The organism is Sphingomonas spermidinifaciens, from assembly GCF_002351485.1.
Classification (GTDB): Bacteria; Pseudomonadota; Alphaproteobacteria; order Sphingomonadales; family Sphingomonadaceae; genus Sphingomonas; species Sphingomonas spermidinifaciens.
Map to the genome: position 1 here is coordinate 1,037,790 of NZ_NWMW01000002.1, position 12,228 is coordinate 1,050,017.

Annotated in this window: 15 protein-coding genes and 1 tRNA gene; 11 read left to right on the forward strand and 5 right to left on the reverse strand. The window is 67.6% G+C overall.

The window, feature by feature from the left end; translation table 11 throughout:
• The first annotated feature begins 21 nt into the window (after positions 1 to 21).
• The 10 genes from grxC (at position 22) to nadA (ending at position 6,219) form a co-directional block, all read left to right on the forward strand.
• The gene (gene grxC / locus COC42_RS14945) at positions 22 to 279 is read left to right on the forward strand and encodes a glutaredoxin 3 (protein ID WP_096344057.1); all 258 of its coding nucleotides are present in this window, start codon (positions 22 to 24) and stop codon (positions 277 to 279) included.
• Positions 276 to 1,100, forward strand: coding sequence for a carbon-nitrogen hydrolase family protein (locus COC42_RS14950; protein WP_096344058.1), 825 nt, complete (start codon positions 276 to 278; stop codon positions 1,098 to 1,100). Before grxC ends, COC42_RS14950 begins: the two co-directional genes overlap by 4 nt.
• Positions 1,097 to 1,549 carry a DUF1178 family protein gene (locus COC42_RS14955; protein ID WP_096344059.1) on the forward strand — a complete coding sequence of 151 codons (453 nt, stop codon included), beginning with the start codon at positions 1,097 to 1,099 and terminating at the stop codon, positions 1,547 to 1,549. Before COC42_RS14950 ends, COC42_RS14955 begins: the two co-directional genes overlap by 4 nt.
• 34 nt (positions 1,550 to 1,583) lie before the next feature.
• Positions 1,584 to 1,660 (forward strand) — tRNA-Arg (locus COC42_RS14960).
• A gap of 71 nt (positions 1,661 to 1,731) precedes the next feature.
• Positions 1,732 to 2,499 carry an SDR family NAD(P)-dependent oxidoreductase gene (locus COC42_RS14965; RefSeq protein WP_096344060.1) on the forward strand — a complete coding sequence of 256 codons (768 nt, stop codon included), beginning with the start codon at positions 1,732 to 1,734 and terminating at the stop codon, positions 2,497 to 2,499.
• A gap of 34 nt (positions 2,500 to 2,533) precedes the next feature.
• A complete protein-coding gene (locus tag COC42_RS14970) occupies positions 2,534 to 3,400 on the forward strand; it encodes an MBL fold metallo-hydrolase (RefSeq protein WP_096344061.1) in 867 nt (288 codons plus the stop codon).
• A complete protein-coding gene (locus tag COC42_RS14975; protein WP_245844180.1) occupies positions 3,385 to 4,107 on the forward strand; it encodes a DUF4230 domain-containing protein in 723 nt (240 codons plus the stop codon). The genes COC42_RS14970 and COC42_RS14975 overlap by 16 nt, the downstream gene beginning before the upstream one ends.
• A gap of 259 nt (positions 4,108 to 4,366) precedes the next feature.
• Entirely contained in the window at positions 4,367 to 4,726 is a 360-nt protein-coding gene (locus tag COC42_RS18010) for a hypothetical protein (protein ID WP_245844183.1), read from the forward strand.
• Positions 4,727 to 4,732: 6 nt separating this feature from the next.
• A complete protein-coding gene (locus tag COC42_RS18015) occupies positions 4,733 to 5,149 on the forward strand; it encodes a hypothetical protein (protein ID WP_245844186.1) in 417 nt (138 codons plus the stop codon).
• 59 nt (positions 5,150 to 5,208) lie between these two features.
• Positions 5,209 to 6,219, forward strand: coding sequence for a quinolinate synthase NadA (gene nadA, locus COC42_RS14985; protein WP_096344062.1), 1,011 nt, complete (start codon positions 5,209 to 5,211; stop codon positions 6,217 to 6,219).
• Between the two features lie 106 nt (positions 6,220 to 6,325).
• Here the strand turns inward: nadA and COC42_RS14990 are convergent, their stop codons facing one another.
• The 3 genes from COC42_RS14990 to COC42_RS15000 all read right to left on the reverse strand — a co-directional run bounded on the left by COC42_RS14990 (position 6,326) and on the right by COC42_RS15000 (position 10,260).
• On the reverse strand, positions 6,326 to 7,957 hold the full coding sequence (locus COC42_RS14990; RefSeq protein WP_096344063.1) for an ATP-binding protein: 1,632 nt from the start codon (positions 7,955 to 7,957) through the stop codon (positions 6,326 to 6,328).
• A gap of 94 nt (positions 7,958 to 8,051) precedes the next feature.
• Entirely contained in the window at positions 8,052 to 9,230 is a 1,179-nt protein-coding gene (locus tag COC42_RS14995; protein ID WP_096344064.1) for a mechanosensitive ion channel family protein, read from the reverse strand.
• 13 nt (positions 9,231 to 9,243) lie between these two features.
• Positions 9,244 to 10,260 (reverse strand): DNA topoisomerase IB, encoded by a 1,017-nt coding sequence (locus tag COC42_RS15000; RefSeq protein WP_096344065.1) that lies wholly within the window; start codon positions 10,258 to 10,260, stop codon positions 9,244 to 9,246.
• A 132-nt stretch (positions 10,261 to 10,392) separates the two neighbouring features.
• Here COC42_RS15000 and COC42_RS15005 point away from each other — a divergent pair, with 132 nt between their 5' ends.
• Positions 10,393 to 10,947, forward strand: a complete 555-nt coding sequence (locus COC42_RS15005; protein ID WP_096344066.1) for a type 1 glutamine amidotransferase domain-containing protein — start codon at positions 10,393 to 10,395, stop codon at positions 10,945 to 10,947.
• Here COC42_RS15005 and COC42_RS15010 read toward each other — a convergent pair.
• Positions 10,944 to 12,026, reverse strand: a complete 1,083-nt coding sequence (locus COC42_RS15010) for an acyltransferase family protein (RefSeq protein ID WP_245844189.1) — start codon at positions 12,024 to 12,026, stop codon at positions 10,944 to 10,946. The genes COC42_RS15005 and COC42_RS15010 overlap by 4 nt on opposite strands.
• Positions 12,023 to 12,157, reverse strand: coding sequence for a hypothetical protein (locus tag COC42_RS18130; RefSeq protein ID WP_281253109.1), 135 nt, complete (start codon positions 12,155 to 12,157; stop codon positions 12,023 to 12,025). The genes COC42_RS15010 and COC42_RS18130 overlap by 4 nt, the downstream gene beginning before the upstream one ends.
• Positions 12,158 to 12,228: the final 71 nt, after the last annotated feature.

The following is a 12,228-nucleotide window of genomic DNA, read 5'->3' on the forward strand; positions in this document are numbered from 1 at the left end:
CTCGCTTTCCACGTCAGCGGCATGGCAGCGGTCGAAATCTATACCAAGGCGTGGTGTCCCTATTGCACGCGCGCCAAGCGACTCCTCGCGCAGAAGGGCGCGGCGTTCGAGGAGATCGACATCACCATGGGCGGGCCCCGGCGCGCCGAGATGATCGATCGCGCGAACGGCAGGACGACGGTGCCGCAGATCTTCATCGACGGGGCGCATGTCGGCGGCTCGGACGACTTGGCCGCGCTCGATCGCGAAGGGCGGCTCGACGCGCTCCTCGCCGCGTGAGGGTCGCGCTGCTCCAGATGAACGGCGGGATCGACCCCGCCGCCAATGCGCGCACCATCGTCGAGGCGGTGGCCGAGGCGAAGGCCGGCGGCGCGGCGATGCTGTTCACGCCCGAGATGTCGAACCTGATCGACCGTGACCGCGAACGGGCGGCGGCGAGCATCGTCGCCGAGGCGGACGATCCCGTGCTGGTGCTAGTGCGCACAGCGGCGAGGGCGGAGGGCCTATGGGTCCATCTCGGCTCGCTCGCGGTACGGCGCGCCGATGGACGCTTCGCTAATCGCAGCTTCGTCATCGACGCGGGCGGCGAGGTGCGGGCGCGCTACGACAAACTCCACCTGTTCGACGTCGATGTCGGCGGCGGCGATCGCTGGCGCGAGTCGGCGGTCTATGCGCCGGGCGAGGGGGCGGTGGTGGTCGGGACGCCGGTGGGGCCGCTCGGCCCGACCATCTGCTACGATCTGCGCTTCGCCGAGCTCTATCATGCGCTTGCAGTGGCCGGAGCGCATGTGCTGGCCGTGCCGGCGGCGTTCACCCGGCCGACCGGCGCGGCGCACTGGCACCTGCTCTTGCGCGCCCGCGCGGCCGAGACGGGGTGCTTCGTCATCGCCGCCGCGCAGACGGGCGAGCATGAGGACGGCCGCGCGACCTATGGCCATTCGCTCGTCGTCGATCCCTGGGGCGAGGTGCTGCTCGACATGGGTGAGGCGCCGGGCCTCGGCTTCGCCGAGATCGAGGCCGAGCGCGTGGCCGAGGTGCGTGCGCGCATTCCCGTGCTCGACCATGCCCGCGCGATCCCGCCGGTCGAGGTCGCGCAATGATCGTCTTCGACCTGCGCTGCGGGCACGGCCATGTGTTCGAGGCATGGTTCGGCAGCAGTGCCGCCTATGAGGAACAGCGCGCCGGCGGGCTGGTCGAGTGCCCGATGTGCGGCTCGGCCGAGATCGAGAAGGCCGTGATGGCCCCCAATGTGGGCGCCAAGGGAAACCAGCGCGCTGCCGTTCCTGCCAAGGGCGACGAAGCGCCGTCGCCCGAGGCCATCAAGGCCGCCCTCGCCGCCATGGCCGCGGCCCAGGCCAAGGCGCTTGAGAAGTCGCAATGGGTCGGCACCGCTTTCGCCGATCAGGCGCGCGCGATGCACGTCGGTGACGCCCCCGAGGCGCCGATCCACGGCCAGGCGAGCCTCGCCGAAGCGAAGGCGCTCGCCGAGGAAGGTGTGCCGATCGCGCCGCTCCTCTTCCCCGTGGTGCCGCCCGAGACGCGCAATTGATTCCACCGCGCCGCTGCCATAGGGCAGGGCCCGTGCCCCGATAGCTCAGCAGGACAGAGCAACGGTTTCCTAAACCGCAGGTCGGGAGTTCGAGTCTCTCTCGGGGCACCACTGTCTTTACAATGGAACGCCCAAGCGATTGATTCGCTTTGCCTTTCGCAACCTTTTCTAGGAGACGGCGAATGGCGTTGGCGGTCATCACGGGCGCATCAAGCGGGATCGGGCGCGAACTGGCGAAGATCGCCGCAAGCGAGGGATATGAACTGATCCTCATAGCGGACGAGCCGCAGGTCGATGCGGCGGCCGGCGAACTGCGCGGCAGCGGCGCCCGCGTCGAGGCGGTCGAGGCGGACCTTGCGACCTTCGAGGGCAATGACCGGCTGCTGGAAGCGGTCGGCGTGCGGCCGATCGACATCCTCGTCGCCAATGCGGGACGTGGGCTGGGCCACGCCTTTGTCGAGCAGTCGCCCGAGGACTGGCGGCGAGTGATCGACACCAACGTCACTGGCACCACCTATCTCCTCCAGAAGGTCGCGCAGGCGATGGCGGCGCGCGGCGAGGGACGCATCCTCATCACCGGGTCGATCGCGGGGCTGATCCCCGGCAGCTATCAGGCGGTCTATAACGGGACCAAGGCGTATCTCGACAGCTTCGCCTATGCGCTGCGCGAGGAACTGAGCGAGACGGGCGTCACCGTGACGGTTCTGATGCCGGGGCCGACCGACACGCGCTTCTTCGAGCGGGCTAACATGCTCGACACCCCCGTCGGTCGGGACGACGGCAAGGAAGACCCCGCTGTCACCGCGCGCAACGGGTGGAAGGCGATGATGGACGGGTCGGCGCACATCGTCTCTGGCGCGAAGAACAAAGTCGAGGCGGCGCTTTCGCACGTCATCCCCGACAGCGTGCTCGCGCGGCGCCACACCGCGATGGCCAAGCCCGAGGACTGAGCACCCTCTTGCCGCCGGGCGGCGGCGCGGCCACATGGGTCGGATGGAAACGCATCCGGTCGGCGTCGCCGTGCCGCTCGGCCCGCTGGTGACGCGGGTGCTGGCGGGCAATGCCTCGCCCTATACGCACACGGGGACGCAGACGCATCTGGTCGGGCAAAGCGCGCTGGCGGTGATCGATCCGGGGCCGGACGACGCGGCGCATCTGGAAGCGCTGCATCGGGCGATTGCCGGCCGGCCGGTGGCGGCGATCCTCGTCACCCACACGCACCGCGACCACAGCCCACTCGCCGCGCGGCTGCGCCAGGCAACGGGCGCGCCGGTGATCGGCTGCGCGCCGCTGACGATGGCCGACGAGGGGCCGCGCGCCGATGCCGCGTTCGATATCGATTACGCCCCCGATCGCGTGCTCGCCGATGGCGAGCGGATCGCCGGCGACGGCTGGACGATCGAGGCGGTGGCGACGCCCGGCCATACTTCCAACCACCTCGCCTTCGCCCTGCCCGAGGCGAATGCGCTGTTCAGCGGCGACCATGTGATGGGCTGGTCGACGAGTATCGTGTCGCCGCCCGACGGCGACATGGGCGACTATATGGCAAGCCTCGAGAAGCTGCTGGGACGCGAAGAGGCCGTCTATTACCCGGCGCATGGCGAAGTGGTGGACAATCCGCAGCGGCTGGTGCGCGGAATGCTCGGCCACAGGAAGCAGCGCGAGGGGCAGATCGTCCGGCTGCTCGGGCGGGGCACGCATGCGGTCGAGGGGATGGTGGAGGCGATGTATGTCGGCCTCGACGCGCGGCTGAAGCCGGCGGCGGCACGGTCGGTGCTGGCGCATCTGATCGACCTCCAGAAGCGCGGCCTTGCGATCGCGGGGGAGGGGGGCGCGTGGCACGCCGCGTGAGGCGGAACGAGCCGTGGCGGCTGATCGTCGCCGGGGCACTGCTGCTCGCGGTGGTCGGCGGCCTGCTGCTCGCGTGGAGCGACTATCGCGACCGCCATGTCGTCACCAAGCCGGCGGATGCGCCCGAGGGACCTGCCGTCACGCAGATCGTCACCGCACGGATCGCGGGGATGAGCCAGCTGCGCGTCGCGCGCCTGTCGGGCATCGTGCAGGCCGCGGCGAACGACACGCGCTGGGGCGGCTTCCTGAAGTCGGGGCGCGTCGCCAAGATGCCGTATTCGGTCGATTACACCGTCGACCTGTCGGGCCTGTCGCCGCGCGACATGGCTTGGGACCCCGACACCCGAACGCTGATCGTCGACGCGCCCGATGTCGCCGCCGACGCACCCAATATCGACGAGGGCGAGGGTGTCGTCGTCGAGCGCAGCGGCCTGCTGGTCACGCGCGAGGCGGGCGAGGCGCTGGGCACGCGCGTGTCGCGCGCCGCCCGCCGTGCCGCGACGCGCGAGGCCACGAGTCCCGAGCGACTGGCGCAGGCGCGCGAGCTTGCCCGCGGGGCGATCGCGCGCACGCTCGCCGCCCCGCTCGAGGCGGCGGGGCAGACGGGCGCTCGCGTCATCGTCACCTTTCCCGCCGAGCGCGGGCGCAGCCGCGAGCGCTGGGACCAGTCGCGCACCCCCGCACAGGTGCTGGAGAACGCACGGTAGGCTCCGGCCATTTGGCATGCCGAAGCCGGGATAACGTCCGCGGTGACGTTTTAGGGTCGGCGGTCGGGGCACGATCGGCGCCGACGCCTTCAGGACAAGCCAGAAAGCCATCAGAGCGGATATAATGCTAGTCACTCCGGATTTGCGCCCGGGCGCCGATTCTTCTGTTAAGTCTGACAGTTTCCAAGCAGAACTTCTTGTCGTCATGGCTTCATCGTTGTGATACTATCCGGCCGCAGCGGGGCGCGGGGGCGGCACCATGGCGACGATATTGGGCATTGGCGGTACGGCGTCGATCGGTCGTGACGATCGTTTCTTTGCCGTAAGTTCGCTGGTCATGGCCTCGGTGGTCGTGGCGGGCTTCGGTACGCAGTTTGCGATGGGGCGGTCGAGCTTCGCCGCGCCGCCCATCGTCCATCTTCATGCCGTGGTGTTCATGGGCTGGGTCGCGATCTATGTGACGCAGAACTGGTTGGCGGCGGCCGGGCGCCTCGACCTGCATCGCCGGCTGGGCTGGATCGCTGCGGTCTGGGCCGCTGCGATGGTAGTGCTTGGTACTCTCTTGACGGTGATGATGGTGCGGCGCGGGGCCGTGCCCTTTTTCTTTCAGCCGGTCTAATTCCTCGTGATGAATCCACTCGGCGTGCTGACCTTTGCCGGTCTGACCGCCGCAGGGATTGCGGCGCGGCGGCGCACGGCATGGCACCGGCGGCTGCATTATTGCGCGATGGCTGTGCTGATCGGACCCGCATTCGGCCGGCTGCTGCCGATGCCGCTGCTGATCCCTTATGCTGGCGAAGTCGTCTTCGCGGCGCTGATGCTGTTCCCGCTCGCAGGGTGCATTGCCGACCTGCGGCGCGCGGGCCGGGTCCACCCCGCCTTCGTCGCGGCGATCGGCGTGATGCTGACGATGCAGGTGGCGATCAACCTCGTGACCTTCAGCCCCGCAGGCGCTGCGATCTACCGCGCTGTCACCGCTGGAAGTCCTGGCGGGACGGTGGATCCCTATGCCTTCGCGCCGTCGCCCCCGCCGGTCCCTTGATTACCGGGCGCGAGGGGGCCATGTGACCCGCGGTTTTCCAGCGGGGATCAGATCGAAACATGGACGCACGCAACGGCATCGGCGGATCGCTTCAAGGCGTCGACCTCCTCGCCGAGATCGACCGGCTGAAGCGCGAGCGCAACGCCGTCATCCTCGCGCATTATTACCAGAAGCCCGAAATCCAGGACCTCGCCGATTTCGTCGGCGACAGCCTTGAGCTGAGCCGCAAGGCGGCGGAGACCGACGCCGACGTCATCGCGTTCTGCGGCGTCCGCTTCATGGCGGAGACGGCAAAGATCCTGAGCCCGCAGAAGACGGTGATCCTGCCCGACATGGATGCCGGTTGCAGCCTGGAGGACAGCTGCCCGCCCGACCAGTTCGCCGCTTTCCGGGCCCAGCATCCCGACCATATCGCGCTCACCTACATCAACAGCTCGATGGAGGTGAAGGCGCTCAGCGACATCATCGTCACCTCGTCGTCGGCCGAGAAGATCATCGCGCAGATCCCGGAGAGCCAGAAGATCATCTTCGGCCCCGACAAGCATCTGGGCGGCTATCTCTCTCGCAAGTTCAGGCGTGACATGCTGCTGTGGCCGGGCGTCTGCATCGTGCATGAGGCGTTCAGCGAGACCGAGCTCCTGAAATTGAAGGCCGAGTATCCAGAAGCCCCGGTCGCCGCGCACCCCGAATGCCCGGCGCACATCGTCGATCATGCGGACTATGTCGGCTCGACCAGCGGCATCCTCGACTATGCCAAGACGATGCCCGGCGACACGCTGATCGTCGCGACCGAGCCGCACATCATCCACCAGATGCAGAAGGCGGTGCCGCACAAGCTGTTCATCGGCGCGCCGGGCGCCGACGGGAACTGCAACTGCAATATCTGCCCCTACATGGCGATGAACACGCTCGAGAAGCTCTACGTCGCCTTGCGCGACCTCAGCCCGCGGATCGAGGTGGACGAGGAACTGCGGCTCAAGGCCAAGGCAAGCCTCGACCGAATGCTGGAAATGGCGTCGGCGAGCGTTGGGCAGGGCGATCTGGGACCCGTGAAGGTCACGGGCGACTGATTGCGCTCGTATCCCGGCAGGGGCCGGGTCCAGTCATGGAACGTCGCGACAGAAGCGGAAGGCAAGCCCAACTGGACCCCGGTCTTCGCCGGGGTACGGCACTGGCTTAATCCCCCACTCGCACCAACTGCCTGATCCGCGACGCCAGCGCGTCGATCGCGAAGGGCTTGGTCAGTACCTGCATACCGGGTTCGAGCTGGCCATTGTTGAGCAGCGCGTTCTCGGCAAAGCCGGTGATGAAGAGGACGTGGAGGCCGGGCCGGCGCGCTCGCGCCGCGTCGGCGAGCTGGCGGCCATTCATGCCCCCGGGCAACCCGACATCGGTGACGAGCAGGTCGATCCGCGCCCCCGATTCGAGGATGCGCAGCCCGCTCGCGCCGTCCGCCGCCTCGATCGCGGCATAGCCCAGCTCGTGAAGCACATCGACGATCAGCAGCCGTACCGAGGGCTCGTCGTCGACCACCAGCACCGTCTCGCCCGCACCCGGCGGCGCCGTGATGGCGGGCTCGATCGTCGGCAGTTCGGGCTCGTCGTCGCCCAGGTGGCGGGGCAGGTAGATGCACACCATCGTGCCCTCGCCCGGCTCCGAATAGATGCGTACCTGTCCGCCCGATTGCTTGGCGAAGCCGTAGATCATCGACAGGCCGAGGCCCGTCCCCTCGCCGATCGGCTTGGTGGTGAAGAAGGGGTCGAAGGCGCGCGCGCGCACCTCAGGCGTCATGCCGGTGCCGGTGTCGCTGACGCAAAGCGACAGATACTGTCCCTCGGGCATGTCGAGCTGGCGGCTGCCCGCAGCGTCGATCCAGCGGTTGCAAGTCTCGATGGTGATGCGCCCGCCCTCGGGCATCGCGTCACGCGCATTGATGCACAGGTTGAGAAGGGCGTTCTCGAGCTGAGAGGCATCGACCATTGCGGTCCATAGCCCCGTCGCTGCGACATTCTCGATTGCCACCGATGGGCCGACGGTGCGCTGGATCAGCTCGATCATACCCGCCACCAGCCGGTTGACGTTGACCGGCCGCGGCAACAGCGTCTGGCGGCGCGCAAAGGCGAGCAGGCGGTGGGTAAGCGCAGCGGCGCGCCGCGTCGCGCCTTGCGCGGTGAGCAGATACTTCTCGACCTCGGCAACGCGGCCCTGGCTGATCCGCATCTGAGCAAGCTCGAGCGAGCCCGAAATGCCGGCCAGCAGGTTGTTGAAATCATGGGCAAGGCCGCCCGTCAGCTGGCCCACCGCTTCCATCTTCTGGCTCTGGCGCAGCGCCTCTTCGATCGTGGCGCGTTCCTCGACTGCGGCTGCGACCCGCGCCTCGAGCGTCTCGTTCAGGCGGCGAAGCTCGGCCTCGGCGCGGGCACGGTCGCTGACGTCCTTGAACAGCACCGCCACCTGACGAAGCGTCGCGGGCTCGAGGCGGAAGGACGAGACCTCGAGGAAGCGACCCGTTGCGACCAGCTCGCGCTGGAAACGGATCGGCTGACCGGTGCTGAGCACGGTGCCGTACAGCTCGACCCACCCATCGGCCTCATCGGGCACCATCTCGCGCAGCTTCTGGCCGACGACGTTCGGGATGCCGGCGTTGCGCTCATAGGCAGGGTTGGCGAGGACATGGACATAGTCGCTGTTGGGTCCGTGCGGCCCGTCGAAAAATTCGATGACGCAGAAGCCCTCGTCCATCGTCTCGAACAGCGCACGGTACCGCTCGAGCTCGGCGGTCGGCTGCGGTTGCGGCTGGGGGTTCATACGCGCGGTTCCTGATGCGGCATTGCCGAACTCTTATCCTGCATCAATCCTACGCGGTGGCGACGCGAAAGGTTTCGCCTTCGCGGCGAAATAGTTAGACATGGTCGACATCGCGCACCGGCTGCACCTCGGCATAGGGCATGACGAGGCGGCCGTCGGGCGCGGCGGTGAAGGTCGTCTGCGTCGGATAGGCGATTTCGATTCCCTCGGCATTGAAGCGGCGCAGGATCGCGATGCCGATCGCGGTGCGCGCATCGTAGAAGGCGACGTAATCGGGACCGGGCGAATCGAACTCGACCTCGAAGTCGAGGCTCGACGCGCCGAAATTGACGAATCCGGCGCGCACGAACAGGCGGTCGTGCGCCTCGACGATCTCCTTTAGAATGTCGGGGATGCGGGCGCAGGTCTCGGGTGCGGTCTGATAGGTCACGCCGATCGCGAACTTGGCGCGGCGATGGACACGCTGTGTGTTGTTCTGGATTTCCTTGTCGAGCAGGTTCTTGTTCGAGATGATCCGTTCTTCCCCCTGAAAGCTGCGGATTCGCGTCGATTTAAGGCCGATCGCCTCGATATTCCCCTGCGTCTGGTCATAGGTGATGCTGTCGCCCTTGCGAAACGGCTTGTCGAAGATGATCGACAGCGCGGCGAACAGATCGGCAAAAATGCCCTGCGCGGCGAGACCGATGGCGATGCCCCCGACGCCGAGACCGGCGACAAGGCCGGTCACGTTGACGCCCAGATTGTCGAGCACGACGATCAGCGCGATCGCGAAAACGGCAAAGGTGACGAGCAGGCGGATAAGGCCCAATGCGGTGCCCAGCGCCTCGCTGCCGCGATGATCGGTCTGTGTCCGCGCCTCGACCAGCCCCAGGATCACCTCGCGAACCCAGACCGCCGCCTGGAACACCGCGGCGACGGTGAAGAGGAAGTTGATCGCGGTGACCACCCCGGTGGGGGCATCGGCGACGCCGACCACCAGCTTGGCGGCGATCATCGTCATGAAAAAACGATTGGTGCGTGCGATCGCCCGGCCGAAGATGCCCGCCCAGCCGGTGACGACGGGCTGGCGCTCGCAATAGCGCTTGCCCCAGCGCTTCACCCAATCGAGCGCGAGCACGATCAGCGCGGCGAAGCCGATCGCGATGCCGATCTGGATCCAGTGGTCGCCGATCCAGGCGACGCCGTCGCGGACGAGCAGATTGACCTGGCGCTGGGCGCCCTCCGGATCGAAGTCGAGGATCGCGGCGCTGTTGGCCGCGGTGCTGTTGCTCATGCCGGCTCCGTCGTTATGCCGCGCGGGCGGGGGCGCCGCTCTGGCCGCATTCGCCGAGGAAGGCGATCAGCCCCCGCTCGGCGCGCGTCAGATGACGCGCCGCGCGCGGTAGCTTGAGCCGCTGGCGGAGCGCAAGCTGTGCAGCCTTGTCCTTGCCCAATTCGACGAGCGCGGGGTGGACATAGCTCTTGCGTGCGATCGCGGGGGTGTTGCCCAGCGCCTCGACCACGGGTTCCAGCATCGTCTTGAGCCCGATCGGCTCGGGCGCGGTCATGATCGCCTCGAACGCGATCGCGCTCGCGCCCCAGGTGCGGAAATGCTTGGCGGTGAAGGGCGCGCCCATCGCCTCGCGGATATAGTCGTTGACGTCGCCGGAGGTGACGGGACGCGCCTCGCCCGCGTCGTCGAGCCAGCCGAACAAGTGCTGGCCGGGCAGGTCCTGGCACTTCTTGACGAAGCGGATCAGCGAATTGTCGGTGATGGTGAGGACGCGCAGCTTGCCCGACTTGGCAGTGTATTGGAGGCGCAGGCGCGTCCCGGTCAGCTTTGCGTGGCGTCGGCGCAGCGTCGTCGCGCCGAAGCTCTTGTTCGCCTTCGCATAGCTTTCATTGCCCACCCGGATGCGGCCGAGGTCGAGCAGGCGGACGACCGCCGCCACCGCGCGTTCGCGCGTCAGCTTGCGCGCGCGCAGGTCCTTTTCGACGCGCTTGCGCAGTCGCGGCAACCGCTCCCCGAACTCACCGCAGCGCGAATATTTCGCCGCCTCCTGCGCCTCGCGGAACTCGGCGTGGTAGCGATATTGCTTACGTCCCTTTTCGTCCCAGCCGACCGCCTGGATATGGCCGTCGGGATCGGGACAGAACCAGGCGTCGCGATAGGCGGGGGGCAGGCCGATGCGGTTGAGCCGGTCGATCTCGTCACGGTCGGTGATCCGCTCGCCCGACGGCAGCCAATAGCCCCAGCCGTGGCGCATCTTGCGCCTGGTGATGCCAGGCCGGCTGTCGTCGGAATAGCGGATGCGGTCGGACATGGTGCCAAGTCGTTGTGGAAAGGCCGCTTCAATGCGTCTCTACGGGCTTTCGTTCCGGCGCCGGGCGGCGGAACAACGGGGGGCGGGGGCGTGTTCAGGACGGTGATCCCCCAAGCCGATGGAGTGCCCCAAATGGCCGACCTCAACGCTGCCCGCGTGCTCATCCTCGCGACCGACGGCTTCGAGCATGACGAACTGTTCGCGCCGCGTCAGGCGCTGCTCGATGCCGGTGCCGAAGTGACCCTCGCCTCGATCGGGACCGACCCGATCCAGGGCGTCAAGAACGACAGCGACCCGACCGAGACGATCACCCCCGACCTGACGCTCGATCAGGTCGATCCCGACGATTATCACGCGCTCCTCCTGCCCGGCGGCGTCGGCAATCCCGACAAGATGCGGATGGAGGAGAAGGCCGTCGACATCGTCGAGGCGTTCATGGACGACGATAAGATTGTCGCCGCCATCTGTCACGCACCGTGGTTGTTGGTCGAGGCTGACGTGGTCGACGGTCGCCGCGTGACGAGCTGGCCCTCGGTACGCACCGACCTCGAGAACGCCGGGGCCGAGGTGGTGGACGAGGAGGTCGTCGTCGACGGCAACCTCATCACCAGCCGCAAGCCCGACGACATCCCCGCCTTCAACAAGGCGCTGATCGAGGCGCTGGAGAAGGTGGGCGAGGACGCCTAACGCAGCGCGGGGGCGCCCTTTGGCGTCCCCGTCCGCCGCGGCCGGTTGATCCAGGCCTGTGCCGGCAATTCGACGAAGTGATAGAGCAGCGCGGAGGCCAAGAGCACCATCGCTGCATAGAGCGCGATCAGCGGCCACTCGACCGGGCCGGGTGCGTGAACGAAGGCGAGCTTGAACGCCTTCCACATAAGGAAATGCGCGAGATAGGTGGCGTAGCTCCACTCGCCGAGGCGGTGGAGGACCGCCGTTTCTAACGGGTTGTTCCGGCGACCGGCCGTCAGCGCGAGCAGCAGCACCAGCGCGGCGAAGCCGGTCGGCGCGACCAGCGTCTCGGCCAGCCCGGCGAACCCGAGCGCCAGCGTCGCGGCGACCACCGCCGTGGCTGAGCCTGCGAGCGCCGGATGTCGGCCACGCCGGGCGAACAGTCTGAACACCAGCATTCCGAGCGTGAACCCGGTTACGCAGCGGATCAGTCCAAGCTGGGGGATAAACTGCCCGAGGGTCCAGACCCCGCGTACCGCGAACACGCCCGCCTGCAGCGCGATCAATCCGCCGCTTAGCAACAGCAGAGTGGCAGTGCGCCGTCGCTCCAGCCGGAGGGCGAAGACCAGTGCCGGGAACATGAGGTAGGCGAAGCTCTCGGCCGAGATCGACCAGGCGGGCTCGTTCCAGGCGAGGTAGGCGAAGCCCCAGTTCTGGATCAGCAGATAATGAATTGGCAGGTCGACGAACGGGTAGGTCACCGGATCATGCCGGCCCGTGACCCAGAGCAGCAGCGCCAGGCCCACCCCGCCGGTCAGCACCACTGCATGAAGCGGCCAGACCCGCGCAAAACGACGCCTGAGGAATAGAGGTGCCGCCTGCCATCGCTCACGATCGAACCGCGCCCCCCACGAAAGAGCGATGACGAAGCCCGACAGCACGAAGAAGAAATCGACCGCCAGATAGCCTTTGTCGAGCACTGCCATGACCCACGCGGGAACGGGGGGCAGGGACTGGCGCAGATGGTAGAAGACCACGAGCCACGCCGCGATCCCCCGCGCGCCGGTCAGCGCGCGAAGCTCCCCGGTGCGGATCACGGCTTGCGCCGCGCGGCGAAGCCCTTGTCCGCGCCGCCGTCCTCGCGGTCGAGATCGGGGCGCGACAGCATCCGCCATGCCGCCAGCAGCATCAGCCCGTGGGTGAGAAGGATCGAAAAGCCGTCGATCATGATGCGGCCCGGCTTAGCGGGCTGGGGTTGCCGCCGGGTTAAACCCGCGATCGCGGTTGACCGGGTGTTAA